This window comes from Micromonospora sp. II, from assembly GCF_001709195.1.
Classification (GTDB): domain Bacteria; phylum Actinomycetota; class Actinomycetes; order Mycobacteriales; family Micromonosporaceae; genus Micromonospora; species Micromonospora chalcea.
This window is the reverse complement of the sequence record NZ_LYXF01000067.1, coordinates 386,737-402,274: the sequence shown is the minus strand read 5'-3', so window position 1 is coordinate 402,274 and position 15,538 is coordinate 386,737. Positions and strand designations below refer to the sequence as shown.

16 protein-coding genes are annotated in these 15,538 nt (G+C 74.9%); 9 read left to right on the top strand and 7 right to left on the bottom strand.

All coding sequences use genetic code 11. The annotated features are described in order from the left end of the window. Positions 1–16 precede the first annotated feature (16 nt). The 6 genes from A8711_RS27730 (at position 17) to A8711_RS27705 (ending at position 4,420) form a co-directional block, all read left to right on the top strand. On the top strand, positions 17–586 hold the full coding sequence (locus A8711_RS27730) for a winged helix-turn-helix domain-containing protein (RefSeq protein ID WP_069089815.1): 570 nt from the start codon (positions 17–19) through the stop codon (positions 584–586). 291 nt (positions 587–877) lie between these two features. Further along, positions 878–1,483, top strand: coding sequence for a winged helix-turn-helix domain-containing protein (locus A8711_RS27725; RefSeq protein WP_030504027.1), 606 nt, complete (start codon positions 878–880; stop codon positions 1,481–1,483). A 96-nt stretch (positions 1,484–1,579) separates the two neighbouring features. Continuing rightward, entirely contained in the window at positions 1,580–2,209 is a 630-nt protein-coding gene (locus tag A8711_RS27720) for a uridine kinase (RefSeq protein ID WP_069089814.1), read from the top strand. A gap of 182 nt (positions 2,210–2,391) precedes the next feature. Next, a complete protein-coding gene (locus A8711_RS27715; protein ID WP_043324464.1) occupies positions 2,392–2,790 on the top strand; it encodes a TraR/DksA C4-type zinc finger protein in 399 nt (132 codons plus the stop codon). 48 nt (positions 2,791–2,838) lie between these two features. Then, the gene (locus A8711_RS27710) at positions 2,839–3,708 is read left to right on the top strand and encodes a DUF72 domain-containing protein (protein WP_069089813.1); all 870 of its coding nucleotides are present in this window, start codon (positions 2,839–2,841) and stop codon (positions 3,706–3,708) included. A 283-nt stretch (positions 3,709–3,991) separates the two neighbouring features. Further along, positions 3,992–4,420 carry a DUF2267 domain-containing protein gene (locus A8711_RS27705; protein ID WP_069089812.1) on the top strand — a complete coding sequence of 143 codons (429 nt, stop codon included), beginning with the start codon at positions 3,992–3,994 and terminating at the stop codon, positions 4,418–4,420. On the opposite strand, the gene A8711_RS27700 is transcribed toward A8711_RS27705, so the two are convergent. After that, entirely contained in the window at positions 4,405–5,214 is an 810-nt protein-coding gene (locus tag A8711_RS27700; protein ID WP_069089811.1) for a DUF72 domain-containing protein, read from the bottom strand. The two genes, A8711_RS27705 and A8711_RS27700, sit on opposite strands and share 16 nt — an antisense overlap. Before the next feature lie 9 nt (positions 5,215–5,223). Then, a complete protein-coding gene (locus A8711_RS27695; protein WP_069089868.1) occupies positions 5,224–5,967 on the bottom strand; it encodes a PIG-L deacetylase family protein in 744 nt (247 codons plus the stop codon). A 186-nt stretch (positions 5,968–6,153) separates the two neighbouring features. Here A8711_RS27695 and A8711_RS27690 point away from each other — a divergent pair, with 186 nt between their 5' ends. Next, a complete protein-coding gene (locus A8711_RS27690) occupies positions 6,154–6,456 on the top strand; it encodes a hypothetical protein (protein WP_030504021.1) in 303 nt (100 codons plus the stop codon). Between the two features lie 3 nt (positions 6,457–6,459). Further along, positions 6,460–7,734: a cupin domain-containing protein gene (locus A8711_RS27685; RefSeq protein WP_069089810.1), complete on the top strand. Its 1,275-nt coding sequence runs from the start codon at positions 6,460–6,462 to the stop codon at positions 7,732–7,734. Positions 7,735–7,817: 83 nt separating this feature from the next. Here the strand turns inward: A8711_RS27685 and A8711_RS27680 are convergent, their stop codons facing one another. The 5 genes from A8711_RS27680 to A8711_RS27660 form a co-directional block, all read right to left on the bottom strand. Continuing rightward, positions 7,818–8,489, bottom strand: a complete 672-nt coding sequence (locus A8711_RS27680; RefSeq protein ID WP_069089809.1) for a hypothetical protein — start codon at positions 8,487–8,489, stop codon at positions 7,818–7,820. After that, entirely contained in the window at positions 8,486–11,158 is a 2,673-nt protein-coding gene (locus A8711_RS27675) for an FtsK/SpoIIIE domain-containing protein (RefSeq protein ID WP_069089808.1), read from the bottom strand. The genes A8711_RS27680 and A8711_RS27675 overlap by 4 nt, the downstream gene beginning before the upstream one ends. After that, entirely contained in the window at positions 11,151–12,029 is an 879-nt protein-coding gene (locus A8711_RS27670) for a hypothetical protein (RefSeq protein ID WP_069089807.1), read from the bottom strand. The genes A8711_RS27675 and A8711_RS27670 overlap by 8 nt, the downstream gene beginning before the upstream one ends. A 9-nt stretch (positions 12,030–12,038) precedes the next feature. After that, positions 12,039–12,299 carry a hypothetical protein gene (locus A8711_RS27665; protein ID WP_030504016.1) on the bottom strand — a complete coding sequence of 87 codons (261 nt, stop codon included), beginning with the start codon at positions 12,297–12,299 and terminating at the stop codon, positions 12,039–12,041. Between the two features lie 174 nt (positions 12,300–12,473). After that, positions 12,474–12,851, bottom strand: a complete 378-nt coding sequence (locus A8711_RS27660) for a hypothetical protein (RefSeq protein WP_043324447.1) — start codon at positions 12,849–12,851, stop codon at positions 12,474–12,476. 112 nt (positions 12,852–12,963) lie between these two features. Between A8711_RS27660 and A8711_RS27655 the strand changes: the two genes are divergently transcribed. After that, positions 12,964–15,513, top strand: coding sequence for an ATP-dependent Clp protease ATP-binding subunit (locus A8711_RS27655; protein ID WP_069089867.1), 2,550 nt, complete (start codon positions 12,964–12,966; stop codon positions 15,511–15,513). The last annotated feature ends 25 nt before the right edge of the window (positions 15,514–15,538 follow it).

Sequence of the window (15,538 nt, the reverse complement as noted above, 5' to 3'; positions counted from 1 at the left end):
CGCACAGGAGGCTCCCATGTCCGTCGTCGCCCTCACCACCCGTCCGGCTCGATCGGGCCGCCCCGACCGGGCAGTGCCGCCCCGGCCGCGTACCGCGCCGACCGTGACCATCACCCTCGACCTGGGCGCCGGCCCACTGACGCCGGGCCTGGCCCGCCTGGCCGAACTGCTGGACGAGCTCGCCGCCTCCGGCGAGGCGGTGGTCGGCCCGGACGAGCAGCGGGCCGCCCGTACCGTGCTCGACCTGCGTCGCGCCGCCACCGCGCCGCCGCCACCGGCTGGCGGCGGCGTGCGCATCCTCACCGGCACCCGCCGGGTCCGGCTCGGCGACACCGAGATCACGCTCACCCGGATCGAGTACGACCTGCTGCTCTTCCTCGCCGAGCACCCGCGCCGGGTGTTCACCCGGCTGCAACTGCTCGCCAACGTCTGGGGCTACGAGCACGCGGTGGCCCGGACCGTCGACGTCCACGTCCGCCGGCTGCGGGCCAAGTTCGGGCCGGACACGCCGCTGGTCACCACCGTCTACGGCGTCGGCTACCGCCTCGCCGACGACGCCGCGATCACCGTGGACCGCGACGCCTGACCCGCCCTTCCCGCACGCGGCGCATCCGGAGAACCGGGTGCGCCGCGTTCACGTTCAGGTCGCATCCGCCATTGTGAACCGCCGGGGAGACCCCCCGTACCAGCCCGAAACGACGCTCTGCTGTAATCAACGGGCCTCGCACGCAGAGCGAGCGCACGGCTCCGATGTGTTCGTCAAATGTCACATTCATGCAACGCAGCCGCCTCTTGACCCTCGCAGAGACGCCGGGAAGCATCGATGAGGCGGCGTCCCGGGCCGTGGGGAGATACCCGGACCAGCCCAAGGAGGACCATGTCGGTCAGCCCCGCCTCGTCGCGCGCCGGATGGCATACGTCCCAACCCGCGGTTCCCGGTCGTCCCCCCGGCGGCCAGCGTCGTCCCGCCAACACCGCCGCGCCCATGCTCACCGTCACCCTGAACATCCCACTGGCCTGTGAGGAGTCGCTCACCCCGGCCGCGCGCCGGCTGCTCGACGCCGCCCGCGAGATGCTCGAACGCGGCGACGCGGTGGTCAGCGCCGCGGTTCCGGCCGAGCGCCGGCCCGACGCCGTCCCGGCCGGCCGCGCGCCGTCCCGGCCGCTCGCCCCGACCATCCCGACCCTGCACATCCTGGCCTCGTCCCGGTCGGTGCTGCGCGACGGCGAGCCGCTGCCGCTGACCCGGCTGGAGTTCGACCTGCTGCTGCACCTGGTCGCCCACCCCCGCCGGGTGTTCACCCGCCTGCAACTGCTCAACGCGGTCTGGGGGTACGAGCACGCCGGCGTCCGCACCGTCGACGTGCACGTCCGCCGGCTGCGCGGCAAGGTCGGCGTGGACGTCCCGCTGGTCACCACCGTCTACGGCGTCGGCTACCGGCTCGCCGACGACGCCCGCGTCACCATCGACCGCACCGGCTGACCCGGGACACCCACGCGCCGATCGCCGCCGGACGGAGCCCTGACCGCCCGGAGGGATCAGGTGGTGACCCGCCCACCCGCGCGGCACGATGGTCCGATGCGTGTCCGCCCGATCAGCCCCGACCGGCTCGTCACCGAGTTGGCCGGGCGTCTCGCCCGCACCGGGACGCCCGGCCGGCTGCGGGTCGCCGTGGACGGCCCGCCCGCCGCCGCACCGGACACGCTCGCCGAAGCCCTCGTCGCCCCGCTGCGCGCCGCCGGCCGGCCGGTGCTGCACGTACGCGCCGACGACTTCCTCCGCCCCGCCTCGGTCCGCCTGGAGCACGGCCGCACCAACCCCGACGCGTACTACGAGGGCTGGCTCGACGAGCCCGGGCTGCGCCGTGAGGTGCTCGACCCGGCCGGCCCGGACGGCTCCGGCCGGCTGCTGCCGTCGCTCTGGGACGCCGCCGCCGACCGGGCCAGCCGGGCCGCGTACGTGGATCTGCCGCCCGGCGGGGTGGTAGTGGTCAGCGGCGCGCTGCTGCTCGGCGGCGCGTTGCCGTTCGACGTCACGGTCCACCTCGTGCTGTCCCCGGCGGCGCTGGACCGGCGTACCGACCCGGCGCTTCGCTGGACGCTGCCCGCCTTCGCCCGCTACGCCGACGAGGTCGACCCCGCGTCCTTCGCCGACGTGGTGGTCCGGGCCGACGACCCGCGCCGCCCCGCGCTGGTCGAGGCGGCCTGACCAGCGGCTACGGACTCACCGGAAACACTCAGGAACAGCCGGTTTGGGCCGCCGTGGGCGGGGGTAATCGCCCGGCTCACAGAGCACGGGTGATCTCGTCGCCCGCGCATCCACAGTCGGACCGGGGTCCGGGGCGCTGGCCGCCCCGGTCCGGTATGAGGACGTAGGAAAGGCAGGCAGCGATGCTCGTCCACGACACGACAGCCACCGGCCGCTCCCAGGCGGAGGTCGACCAGATCCGGCAGTCCCTGCGGTCGCGGTACGACGAGCTGACCGCCGAGTACGAGCAGACGCTGGCGCAGAGCCACGTGCTGCGGCTGGTCGAGGTCGGCGACACCGCCGGCGACGACCAGGCCGACAGCGGCACCAAGACCGCCGAGCGGGACACCGCGCAGTCGCTGCTCCGCACCATCCTGGACCGGCGTGCGCAGTTCGAGCACGCGCTGACCCGCCTGGACGAGGGCACCTACGGCTTCTGCGAGGGCTGCACCGCCCCAATCCCGGTGGAGCGGCTGGAGATCTTCCCCTCCGCCACCTCCTGCGTGGCCTGCAAGCAGACCCGGGAGCGGCGGGCGGCCTGAACGCCGATGCGGTTGCCGGTCGGTCCGCCGACGCGATGAACTCCCACCATGGGTGAGATCAAGGTGGGCACCGCCTCGTGGACCGACCGGACGCTGCTCGACTCCGGCTGGTATCCGGACAGCGCCGACACGCCGGAGCGCCGGCTGTCCTACTACGCCCGGCAGTTCCCGCTGGTCGAGGTGGACGCCACCTACTACTCGCCGCCGGCCGAGCGCACCGCCCGGCTGTGGGCCGAACGCACCCCGGCCGGGTTCACCTTCAACGTCAAGGCGTTCAGCCTGCTGACCGGCCACCCCACCCGTGTCTCCGCGCTCTACAAGGACCTGCGCCCGGACACGGACAAGCGCAACGTCTACCCGGACGACCTGCCCGCGCAGGCGTACGAGGAGGTGTGGACGCGGTTCCTGTCCGCCCTGGACCCGCTCGTCGACGCGGGCAAGCTGGGCGCGCTGCTGTTCCAGTTCCCGCCCTGGTTCACCATCAAGCGGGACAACAAGCAGTACCTGCTGGAGGTGGCACGCCGGTGCGCGCCGCTGCGCCCGGTCTTCGAGTTCCGGCACGCCTCCTGGTTCGACGGCGACAACGCCGAGGAGACGCTCGGCTTCCTGCGCGAGCACGCGCTGCCGTTCGTCTGCGTGGACATGCCGCAGGGACACAAGTCGTCCGTCCCCCCGGTGCTGGCGGCCACCGCGGACCTCGCGATGGTCCGCTTCCACGGGCACAGCGACAAGTGGACGAGCAAGGACATCCACGAGAAGTTCGGCTACGACTACTCGAAGCGGGAGCTGCGCGACTGGGCGCCGAAACTGCGCGAGCTGGCCGGCGAGGCCGAGCAGACACACGTCCTGATGAACAACTGCTACCGGGACTACGCGCAGCGCAACGCCACCACACTCGCCGGCCTGCTGGATGCCTGAGTGGCTCACCCGGTAAGGGTGAGGCTCGCTCACCCGCCCCCGCCGCAGCATGGACCGTGGGCGCCAGCTCGGGCGCCGCGACGAGGAGGTGGGTCATGACGGTACGGGTGGTGGCGGATCGACGCCGCGGTGGCGTACTGCACGTGGTCGGCAGCTCCGAGGCGCCTCGGCGGGCCGAACGGCCCGGCCGGTTCAGTCCGACCCGGTTGTGGCGGGGACCCAGCGGACCGCCGCGCCGTGCCGAAGACCGACGCTGGGAGACCGAAACCCGGGGGTGAGCCCGATGGCCGAACAGCTGTTGTCCGCGTTCGAGTCCTCGCTGGACAAGACGAACGTGATCCTCAAGGAGATCGAGTCCGCGTACGGCTGGCCGAAGGACCAGCGCAACCAGTCCTACGCCGCGCTGCGTACGGTGCTGCACCTGCTGCGGGACCGGATGCCGGTGCAGGAGAGCGTCGAGTTCGCCCAGCAGTTGCCGGTGCTGGTGCGCGGCATCTACTTCGACGGCTGGCAGCCGGAGAACGTGCCGATCAAGCTGAACCGCGACGACTTCCTCTACGAGGTGCGCCAGGGTTTCCCGTACGACGTCGAAGGCGGCGCGCAGCGGGTGGTGCAGGTCGTGCTGGACACGTTGCGCCGGCACGTCACCCAGGGTGAGTGGCAGGACGTGAAGTCCACCATGCCGAAGGATCTGCGTCAGCTCATTCCCTGACCCGGCGCCGGTCCGGTCCGTCCCGCCCCCTCGGCGGGGCGGGCCGGCGGCGTCCGGGACACCGGCAGCCCGGCCCGCCGGGCCAGCCCGGCGAACGCGACGGCGTCGACGATCGCCGCGCCGCCCGGGTCGTTGTTGAAGTACACGTACGCCGGCTCGCCGCCGCCGAACGCCTCGGCGAGCCGGCGCGTCCAGCCGGCCAGCGCGGACCGGCCGTAGCGTGGCCACGGCCGGGCCCGGCCCTCGTGCAGCCGCAGGTAGCCGAAGTCGGTGGTGCGCCACAGCGGCGTGATCGGCCGGCTGAGCCGGTCGGCCCAGACCAGCGCCGCCCGATGCCGTTCCAGCACCCGCCTCGTGTCGTCGGTCCACCACGACGGATGCCGCGGCTCGACCGCCACCCGCACGCCGGCCGGGAACCGGCGCAGCACGTCGGCGAGCGCGTCCGGGTCGGCGCGCAGCGTCGGCGGCAGCTGCACCAGCACCGGCCCGAGCCGGTCGCCCAGCCCGGACGCCCGGTCCAGGAACCGGGCCACCGGCTCGGCCGGGTCGCGCAGCCGCTTGACGTGGGTCAGGTAGCGGCTCATCTTCACCGCCACGCAGAAGTCGCCGGGCGTACGCTCCCGCCACGCGACGAACGTGTCCCGTTCGGGCAGCCGGTAGAACGCGTTGTTCACCTCGACCGTGGCGAACCGTGACGCGAAGTGCTCCAGCCAGCGCCGCTGCGGCAGCCCGGCCGGGTAGAACCGCTCCCGCCAGTCCCGGTACTGCCAACCCGACGTGCCGACCAGGATCATCGCCGCGCCCTACTGAAGATTGATCTGGAACACCTCGAACGTGGCGCCGAACCGCGCGCCGAGCCGGCTCCCGGCCGGCCGGGCCATGCCCTCCAGGAACTCCTCGGCGTCGAAACCGCCGTCGCCGAGCCCGCTCAGGTACGCCCCGTGCGCCCGCAGCGACGCCACGCCCTTGTCGAACGTGTCGGTAACGTCCACCCCGTGCCGGGCTGCCGGCGACCCGGCCGCCCACACCTCGCGGACCCGCGACCACGGCTGCGTGCCGTCGGTGAGCTGCTCCGGGAAGATCCACCGGTTGCCGGCGTCGCGGACCGCGTCCAGCGTGGCCCGGCCGCAGGCGATGTGGTCGGCCTGGTTGAGCGCGTACGCCCCGTCCCAGGTCTCCCGGAAGTTGTTCGTCAGCACCACGTCCGGCCGGTGCCGGCGCACCACGGCGGCGATGGCCCGGCGCAGCGGCACGCCGTACTCCAGCAGCCCGTCGGGCAGGCCGAGGAACTCGACCACGGGCACCCCGACCACGGCGGCGGAGGCGCGCTGCTCCTCCTCGCGCACCACCCGGGCGCGCTCCGGCGCCATCCCGTCGATGCCCGCCTCACCGCTGGTCAGCAGGCAGTACACCACCTCCTTGCCCTGGGCGGTCCAGCGCGCCACCGCGGCGGCGGCGCCGAACTCCAGGTCGTCGGGGTGCGCCACCACTGCGAGCGCCCGCTGCCAGTCCTCGGCCAGTGGGGTGAGCGGCTCCGGCTGCGTCACGTGCGCCTCCTCGCGGTCGTCCTCCCGCCATCCTGGCATCCACCCGTCCCGGCCGCTTGCCCCGCGAACCGTCCGTACGGCGGCGTCCGGGCGTCTACCGTGTGGTTAGAGACGATCGGGCGTGGGGTACCACCCGCTGCACACGGACCCCGGCACCACGCGGGGCGGCACACCGAGGGAGCACCCATGGCATTGAACGACGACGACATCCAGAGCAGCGGCGGCAGCGGCCTGGAGGGCCCCGCCGACGGCGGTGCCACCCCGGGTCAGCACGACGGTGGCGCGGACGGCAGCGCGGAGGGCCCGGCCGACGGCGGCGCGACTCCGGGTCAGCACGACGGTGGCGCGGACGGCGGCGCCGAGGGTCCCGCCGACGGCGGCGCGACTCCGGGTCAGCACGACGGTGGCGCGGACGGCAGCGCGGAGGGCCCGGCCGACGGCGGCGCGACCCCCGGTCAGCACGACGGCGGCGCCGACGGCAGCGCCTGACACATGAGCACGCACGTCGACCCGCCGGGTGGCCACGGCCGCCCGGCGGTTCCGCTTTCCGCCGCCGAGGCGCTGGCCCGGTGCGTAACGGTGGAGCCGGCCAAGTTCGCCGCCGACCACTGGGGGCGAAGCCCGCTGCTGTCCCGCGCCGCGGAGCTGCCCAGCCCGGACGGCTTCACCGACCTGCTCAGCCCCGCCGACGCCGACGAGCTGCTCAGCCGCCGCGGCCTGCGTACCCCGTTCCTGCGGGTCGCCAAGGACGGCCGGCTCGTGCCGGCGGCGCGGTACACCGGCGGCGGTGGCGCGGGCGCCGAGATCGGCGACCAGGTCCTCGACGAGAAGGTGCTGGCGCTCTACGCCGACGGCGCGACGCTGGTGCTGCAGGGCCTGCACCGCACCTGGCCGGCGATCGTCGACTTCGCCCGCGACCTGGGCGCCGCGCTGGCCCAGCCGTTGCAGGTGAACGCCTACCTGACCCCGGCGGGCAGCCAGGGCTTCGCCACTCACTACGACACCCACGACGTGTTCGTGCTCCAGGTCGACGGACGCAAGCACTGGCGCATCCACCCGCCGGTGCTGGCCGACCCGCTGGAGCGCCAGCCCTGGGGCGGCCGGGCCGACGAGGTCTCCGCGACCGCCGAAGGACGCCCCGAGCTGGACGTGGTGCTCTCTCCGGGCGACGCGCTCTACCTGCCGCGCGGCTGGCTGCACAGCGCCCAGGCGCAGGAGTCCAGCTCGCTGCACCTGACCGTGGGCATCCGGGCGCTGACCCGGTACGCGGTGGTCGAGGAACTGCTCGCGCTGGCCGCCGAGGACGCGCGGCTGCGCGCGAGCCTGCCGTTCGGGCTGGACCTGGCCGACCCGGACGCGATCGAGCCGGAGCTGACCGAGACCGTCGAGGCGCTGCGCGACTGGCTGCTGCGGGCCGACCCGGCGGCGGTGGCCGGCCGGCTGCGTGCCCGGGTCTGGCCGGCGGCCCGCCCGGCGCCGATCCGGCCGCTGGCCCAGGCCGAGGCGCTGGCCCGGCTGAACGCGGACAGCGAGGTCGCGGTGCGCGGCGGCCTGCGCTGGCAGCTCACCCCGGCCGCCGACGGACGGGTCACGCTGCGCGTGCCCGACCGCACGCTCACCCTGCCCGGCACCTGCGAGGCGGCGCTGCGCGCGCTGCTCACCGGCGAGGTGACGAGGGTCGGCGACCTGCCCGGCCTCGACGACGACGCCGACCGCCTGGTGCTGGCCCGCCGGCTGCTCAAGGAGGCAGTCCTGGTTCCCGCCTGACCCGGTGATCATGAGGTTGACCGGCGGCGCGACGGCGTGTCGCGCCGCCAACCTCATGATCGGCGGCGGGTGAGGGGCGGCGGTCAGCGGGTGTAGGTCACCGTCAGCAGGAGCAGGGTCGTCACCAGGCCGGAGACGGCCACCAGGATCATCGGGCGTGGGGTCAGCACGGCGTGGCGGCGGTCGGCCAGCAGCCGTGCGGGCGCCAGCCCGATCACCGGGCCGAGCAGCGTCACCACCAGCGCCAGCACCGGCAGACCCACCGCCAGGTCACCGCTGGCGCCGGCCGCCAGCGCTCGCGCCGCCACCCCCAGCGCGTACGCCACCAGCGCCCCGCCGATGCCGCAGGCGATCAGCAGCGGATTCACCGAGCCGGGCAGCTCACCCGGGGCGCCGGTGCGCTCCAGCAGGTCCCGGACCGCGCGCAGCAGCGGCACCGGGTCACCGGCGGCCCCGCGTACCGGGCCGGGCGGGTCACCCAGCCGCCGGGCGCCCACACCGAGCCGGGCCCGCAACTGCGTCCACAGGTGAGTGACCTCGCCGTCGACCCGCTCGACCATCCGGGACGCCTCGGCCACCTCCGTCTCGGCCTGCCGCATCTGCTCGGTGGCCTCGGCGACCGCCCGGTCCGCGGCGGCCACCTGCTGGTCGTACCAGGTGTGCGCCTCGGCCCGCTGGGCGGCCACTCGGGCGGTCAGCTCGGCGAGCCGGCGGATCTGCGCGCTGTACGTCTCACTGGTAACCGGTTCGTTCATCGGGACGGACCATAAGGGATGATCACCTGTCCGGTGCGGTGCACCGCCCGGTCGAAGTAGAGACCGCGCCACGGCCGGGGATACCAGTCCGGCCCTCCGCTGCCCGGATACAGCGAGGAGCCCAGCTCACCGCCCTGCACGTCGAGCGCCACCCAGGCGCCGATCTGATCCGTGCGCGCGCCCGCGCCGCCCAGGTCGGCCCGCATCCGGGCCACGCCCCGCCACCAGGCCAGCACGTGCGTACGCCGTTCCGGCCCGTCGTGCAGGATCCGGCGCAGCTGCTCCAGCCCGGTGCGCGTACCGGCCTTGCCGGCGAGCGCCGCCGCGGCCGCGTCCACCGCGTACAGCAGCAGGAAGTGCGGGGTACGCGACGCGCCCGGCGCGCCCAGCCCGTCACCTGCCTCGGCCATCAGCTCCGGCACCGTCTCCTCGTCGTACCAGGAGGCGTCCCCGGCCAGGTCCTCGTAGAGCGCGCGGGCGGCCGGGTCGGCGTCCGGGTCCAGGCAGGCGATGGAGAAGCGGGCCGCGCCGGGCGGGTACTGCCGGGCCAGCGAGCGGGCGGCGGCGTCGAGCACCGCGCACGCCTCGTCCACCCGGGTGCCCAGCACCGCCAGGTTGCGGCCCGGGGCGCGGGGCAGCCGCAGCGCCGCCGAGCGGGCCTGCACGTCGATGATCTCGCCGAGCAGCGCCACCGGGTTGCGCGGGACGCCCTGCTCCGGCGCGGTCAGCGCGCGGAAGTCCGGCGCGTCGGCCAGCTTCGGGATCGCGTCGCCGTCGAACAGCCGGGCCGGCGCGGCGTCCTGCGGGCGCATCCGCCACAGCCGGTGCTGGAGCTCGCTCCACGTCTCCCAGTCGCTGGCCGACGGGATGCGGGCCACCTCGTTCCCCTCGGCCAGGCCCGACTCGGCGTTGATGACCGCGTGGTGGCGGGGCAGCGACTGCGCCGCGTCGTTGCGCTCGGCCAGGATGCGCAGCGCCTTCGGCAGCGCGATCCGCAGCGTGAACTGGGCGACCAGCGCGGGCCGCCCCCACAGCGCCTCGATGCCGCGTACGTCCTGCGAGGCGAGCACCAGGTGGATGCCCTGCGACCGGCCCCGCCGGGCCAGGTCCTCCAGCAGGTCGGCGGCCTCCCGGGCGACCACGTCCCGGCCGGCGAGCAGCGCCTGGAACTCGTCCACCACGGCCACGATGCGCGGCCAGTGCCCGTCCGGGTCGACCGCGCGCAGCTCGGCCAGCTTCGTGACCTCGTGCTTCTTCGCCGCGTCGGCACGGCGGCGCAGCTCCTCGGCGAGGAAGCGCAGCAGCGCCAGGCCGAACTCCCGGTCGGTGTTGACGTTGATGCCGACCAGCCGCATGTGCGGCAGCCAGCTCGGGTCGCGCCGGCCCTGCGCGAACCGGGCGAAGGACACGCCCTCCTTGAAGTCCAGCAGATAGAACTCCAGCTCGGCGGGGGAGTAGCGGGCGGCGAGCGCGCCGATCCAGGCGAAGATCAGATTGGTCTTGCCGGTGCCGGACGGGCCGCCGATCAGCGCGTGCGGCGGGTAGTCGCCGAGCGTGAGCAGCACCTGCCGCCCGTGCGGGCCCTCGCCGACCGGCGCGCTGAGCCCGTGCGACGAGTCCTCCCGCCAGTACTCGTCCGGAGGCGGGAGCAGGTCGGTGAACGGCGTCGGGGGAGGGCCGGCGGCGACCCGGGAGGCAACCGCGCGGCAGGTCTCGGTGACCAGCGCGGGCGGCGGCGGCGCGTCGAGCCGCACCGGCAGCCCGGCCACCCGGGCGTCGTCCGGCTCGACCACGATCCGGGTGACGGTCGGGTCGTCGGGCAGCTCGATGCCGCGGACCACCAGGTGCACGCCGCACGCGGCGCCGGTGCGTACCACCCGGTCGAGCTGGCCGCGCTCGTGCCGGGACAGCTCGTCACCGCCGAGCAGCACCGCCACCCGCCACGGCTCCGGGCGGCGTCCGGTCGCGGCGGCCAGGTCGCGCAGCGAGGCGTACTCACCGGCCAGCACCGTGGCGTTGATCCGGCGGATCTGCTCCACCAGGTCGTCCAGCAGCCGGCCCAGGCCACCCGGTCCGACGAACGTGAGCAGCCCGGCGGTGCCGAGCGGGGCGAACCCGGCCAGCCCGCCGCCCAGGTGCTCCGGGTCGTAGCCGTACAGCCGCACCGCGCCCGGGTCGGCGCGGCCGACCGAGCGCAGCAGCAGCGCCGGCACCACCGCCGCCAGGCCGTCCCGGTCGCCGCCGGCCAGGTGCGCGTGCCCGGCGTCGAGCAGCGGCACGAGCGCGGGCACCGGTTCGGCGCCGTCGAGGCGTACCGTGCCGACCCGCAACGCGCCCGGTGGCTCGGACCGGCCGGCGGGGGTGGCCTGCCAGCGGTCCCAGGGCGCGGACGCCGCGCCCGGCGCCTCCCGCTGCGCCGCGGCGGCGGCCCGGCGGGCCAGCTCCGCGAGGCGGGCGGTGTGCCGGGCGTCGATCTCGGCCAGGCGCCGGTCGCGGGCCGCGCCCACCCGGGCGGGCACTGCGGCGGCGGCTTTGCGGGTACGCGCCAGCCGCTCCCGGCTCGCGGTCAGTTCCGCCTCGGCGGCGGCGAGCCGGGTACGGGTGGCGCCCAGCGCTTCGGAGAGCATCCCCCGGACCCGCGTCACCAGTTGCGTGCGGACGTCAGCCACGGGACGTCTCCCGTTCGTCGGTGTCCTTCGGCAGGTCCCGGCCGAGCCGGTCGAGCAGCACGCCGGTGAGCACGCCGGCGGTGACCGCCGGGTCGGCCGCGTGCGGCTGCTCCGCGTCGTCGTCGCGGCGCGGCGGGGGCATCCGGCACACCCGGGTCAGCAGCGTGTCCAGCACCGGCCGCGGCAGGCCGGGCAGCAGGTCACGGACCCGGGACTCCAGCGCGCCGCGCAGCCGGGGCAGGTCGTCCGCGCGGGGCGGGTGGCCGAGCAGCTCACCGGCCAGCTCGCGCAGCAGCGGCGGGGCGATCGCGGCCAGCCCCAGCCCCACGTCGGCGTGCGCGCCGCGCAGGTCGCGGTGCAGCCGGTCCCGGTCACCGGAGCGGACCCCGGCGACCACCCGGCGCAGCAGCTCCCGGGAGTCCCCGACGCGCTCGTCCGGCTCGTCGGGCGATCCCTCCCGGCCGCCGGTCAGCTCCGCCACCCGTACCGCCCACCAGCGCCGTACCGCGGGTTGCTCGCCCGGCTCGGGCGCGGCGCCCGGCGCGGGCGGCGCCTCGCCGCGCGGCGTGTCGTGCCTGGGTGGCCGCTCGCCCGGCGGGGCCGGCGGCGCGCCGTCGGGGGCCAGCCCGATCGCGGCCAGGTACGCGGTGAGCTGCTCCTGCGCCACACGCAGCGCGTAGCCGGCGGTTTCGGCGTGCTCGGTGGCCGAGGACAGCTCCGGCACCCCCATCGGGTCGGCCGACTCCTGGCGTACCCAGCGCAGCCGCTCCTGCGCCTGGCCGAGCTTCTCCAGCGCGGCGGCGAGCTGTGCCAGCGGCAGGTCCTCGGCGGCGGCGCGGACCTGGGCGCCGATGTCCTCGACGATGGACACGGCCCGGCCTCAGAGCGTCGCGACGTAGAGTTGCGCCTGCTCGACCGCGACGAGTGTCGCGGCGAGACACTCCTCCAGCTCCTGGCTGGCCTGTGTCAGCGAGGCCTGGGCCGCCTCGACCGTCTCGTGGCCGCTGCCCTCCAGCGCGCCGGCCAGGGTCTGCTGTGCCTCGGCCAGCTTCTCGCCCGCTGCCTGCACCGCTGTCTGGCCGTCACCGATCTGCTGGAGCGCGACATCGATGGCGGCCTTCAGCTCGGCGACGCTCGCCACGGAACCTCCTGGGGGCAAAAGAGATCTCCATTACAACCCATCGGAACGAGTGGGCGAGCATCCACCCTCAGGCGGTTGTCGCCCGCGTGTCCGGTTGTGGCCCTGACGTGCGCGAAGACCTCGCCGCCGGTCCCGTCGGCGAGCCCGCCGGTCCCGTTGACGGAACCGGATGATCTAGCGGCCGAGCCAGCGCGGGCCGCGTACCTCCGCGCCGAGCGCGGTCACCCGCTCGCGCAGCTCCCGGTCGGCGGTGACCACCACCCGCCGCCGCTGCGGCGCGGCGGCCACCAGCTCCACCACCGTGTCGTCGCCGGAGCCGGGCGCGGACACCACCTCGACGCCGGGCGCCGAGGTGACGTGCCGGGCCGCGCCCTCCACCACCAGCACCACCTGCACCGGCGGGGGTAGCTCCGGCGGCAGGCCCGCCTCCCCGACGGACGCCAGCGCGTCGCGCAGGCGCGCGGCCGCGCCGGCCCGGTCCCGCCACCAGCCGTCCGGGCGCGAGCCCACCACGTTCGCGCCGTCCACGACCAGCAGCGGTCTGCTCTCCATGCCCTCAGCCTGCCATCCGGTCGCGTTTGTCGCGCCGACCGCCGGGTAGCCACCGCCGACCGTGCCGCGCGTGCCGGGTACCGGTCGTGCCGACCGACTGCGGAGGACGATGATGATGGGACCGGGTGACTTCGGCAACGACCCCTGGGACGAGTTCCTGGCCCGATACTTCGGCCGGGGCGAGGGGGGACGCCGACCGGCGCACCGGGTCGACATCACCCGACTGATGACCGCCGACGCCCGGGAGATGCTCGCCGACGCGGCCCGCCGGGCCGCTCAGAAGCACAGCAACGACCTGGACACCGACCATCTGCTCTGGGCGGCGTTGCAGCGCGAGCCGCTGCGCGACCTGGTACGCCGGGCCGGCGCCGACCCGGACACGCTCGTCAACGCGCTCGGCGGGCGGGGTGAGGGCGCGCCCCGGGGCGAGGTGCCGCCGAACCTGTCGCTGACCCCGGCCGCGAAGCGGGCGCTGCTGGACGCGCACCAGCTCTCCCGCGCGATGGGCGCCAACTACATCGGTCCCGAGCACATCCTGATGGCGCTGCCGCTGAACCCCGAGTCGCCGGCCGGCCGGATGCTCGCCGCCGGCCGGATCCAGCCGGAGTCGTTGCAGGCGGCCAGCGCCGAGCGGGGCGCGGCCGGCACGCCGCGCCCGGACCGCGGCACCCCCACCCTCGACCAGTACGGGCAGGACCTCACCGAGCTGGCCCGGATGGACCAGATCGACCCGGTGATCGGCCGCGCCGACGAGATCGAGCAGGCGGTGGAGATCCTGTCCCGGCGGACCAAGAACAACCCGGTGCTGATCGGCGAGGCCGGTGTCGGCAAGACCGCGATCGTGGAAGGGCTGGCGGAACGGATCTGCGACGGCGACGTGCCGCAGACGCTGATCGGCAAGCGGGTGATCCAGCTCGACCTGTCCGGCCTGGTCGCCGGCACCCGCTACCGGGGCGACTTCGAGGAACGCCTGAAGAAGGTGATCGACGAGATCCGCGCCCACCGCGACGAGCTGATCATCTTCCTGGACGAGATCCACACGCTGGTCGGCGCGGGCGGCGCCGGCAGCGAGGGCGGGATGGACGCGTCGAACATGCTCAAGCCGGCCCTGGCCCGCGGCGAGCTGCGGGTCATCGGCGMGACCACGCTCGACGAGTACCGGCGCAGCATCGAGAAGGACGCCGCGCTGGCCCGCCGGTTCCAGCCGGTGCTGGTGCCCGAGCCGAGCGTGGAGGACACCGTGGCGATCCTGCGCGGGCTGCGCGACCGGTACGAGGCGCACCACCAGGTCCGGTTCACCGACGAGGCGCTGATCGCCGCCGGTGAGCTGTCCGACCGGTACGTCACCGACCGGTTCCTGCCGGACAAGGCGATCGACCTGATCGACCAGGCCGGCGCGCGGGTGCGGCTGCGGACGCGCACTCCCGCCGAGGACGTGCGCGAGCTGGAGCAGCAGCTCGAGGACACGCGCCGGGACAAGGAGCAGGCGGTTTCCGACGAGCAGTACGAGCGGGCCTCCGCGCTGCGCGACCGGGTCGCCGAGCTGGAGGACCAGGTGCGCCGCGCCCGCGGCGACGAGGGACCCAACCACGTGCCCGAGGTGGGGCCGACGGAGATCGCCGAGGTGGTCTCCCGGGCCACCGGCATCCCGGTCACCCAGCTCACCGAGGAGGAACGCGACCGGCTGCTGCGCCTGGAGGGGCACCTGCACGAGAAGATCATCGGCCAGGACGACGCGGTCAGCGCCGTCTCCGAGGCGGTGCGCCGCTCCCGTACCGGGCTGGCCGACCCGAACCGGCCGATGGGCAGCTTCCTGTTCCTCGGCCCGACCGGCGTCGGCAAGACCGAGCTGGCCCGCGCGCTGGCCGAGGCGCTGTTCGGCGAGGCGGACCGGATGGTCCGGGTGGACATGAGCGAGTTCCAGGAGCGGCACACGGTCAGCCGGCTGGTCGGCGCGCCGCCCGGGTACGTCGGCTACGAGGAGGCCGGCCAGCTCACCGAGGCGGTCCGCCGCCGCCCGTACGCGGTGGTGCTGCTGGACGAGATCGAGAAGGCGCACCCGGACGTGTTCAACATCCTGCTCCAGGTGCTCGACGACGGCCGGCTCACCGACAGCCAGGGCCGGACGGTGAACTTCAAGAACACCGTGCTGATCATGACGAGCAACCTCGGCTCGGAGCTGATCACCGGCGCCCAGCGCACCGTCGGCTTCGCCAGCGGCGCGCCCGGCCAGCAGGAGAGCGACGAGCTGCGGGAACGGCTGATGCGCCGGCTCCAGGAGAACTTCCGCCCGGAGTTCCTCAACCGCATCGACGAGGTGATCATCTTCCAGCGGCTGGAGGCCGAGCAGCTGCGCCAGATCACCGGGCTGCTGCTGGAGGAGACCCGCCGCCGCATGCACGCCCAGGACATCCAGGTGGACTTCAGGACCGCCGGCGTGGACTGGCTCGCCGAGCACGGCTACCAGCCGGAGTTCGGCGCCCGCCCGCTGCGCCGGGTGATCCAGCGCGAGGTCGACAACCGGCTGTCCCGGATGCTGCTGGAGAACGAGATATCCCCGGGGCAGAAGGTCATTGTCGACGCCCGCGACGACCAGCTGGTATTCGACGTCACCGCCGGTGAACGCGGGCACGCGGCAGCCACCACGTCTCATCCCCGATGACCGGCGACGGTCCGTTCCCACGGGC

What these genes read in the sequence shown, in the direction of transcription:
- A8711_RS27700 (WP_069089811.1), bottom strand. Translation starts at nt 5,214, where the DNA reads ATGATCCTGGTCGGCACGTCGGGTTGGCAGTACCGGGACTGGCGGGAG.
- A8711_RS27715 (WP_043324464.1), top strand. Translation starts at nt 2,392, where the DNA reads ATGCTCGTCCACGACACGACAGCCACCGGCCGCTCCCAGGCGGAGGTC.
- A8711_RS27685 (WP_069089810.1), top strand. Translation starts at nt 6,460, where the DNA reads ATGAGCACGCACGTCGACCCGCCGGGTGGCCACGGCCGCCCGGCGGTT.
- A8711_RS27730 (WP_069089815.1), top strand. Translation starts at nt 17, where the DNA reads ATGTCCGTCGTCGCCCTCACCACCCGTCCGGCTCGATCGGGCCGCCCC.
- A8711_RS27710 (WP_069089813.1), top strand. Translation starts at nt 2,839, where the DNA reads ATGGGTGAGATCAAGGTGGGCACCGCCTCGTGGACCGACCGGACGCTG.
- A8711_RS27690 (WP_030504021.1), top strand. Translation starts at nt 6,154, where the DNA reads ATGGCATTGAACGACGACGACATCCAGAGCAGCGGCGGCAGCGGCCTG.
- A8711_RS27705 (WP_069089812.1), top strand. Translation starts at nt 3,992, where the DNA reads ATGGCCGAACAGCTGTTGTCCGCGTTCGAGTCCTCGCTGGACAAGACG.
- A8711_RS27660 (WP_043324447.1), bottom strand. Translation starts at nt 12,851, where the DNA reads ATGGAGAGCAGACCGCTGCTGGTCGTGGACGGCGCGAACGTGGTGGGC.
- A8711_RS27720 (WP_069089814.1), top strand. Translation starts at nt 1,580, where the DNA reads ATGCGTGTCCGCCCGATCAGCCCCGACCGGCTCGTCACCGAGTTGGCC.
- A8711_RS27680 (WP_069089809.1), bottom strand. Translation starts at nt 8,489, where the DNA reads ATGAACGAACCGGTTACCAGTGAGACGTACAGCGCGCAGATCCGCCGG.
- A8711_RS27725 (WP_030504027.1), top strand. Translation starts at nt 878, where the DNA reads ATGTCGGTCAGCCCCGCCTCGTCGCGCGCCGGATGGCATACGTCCCAA.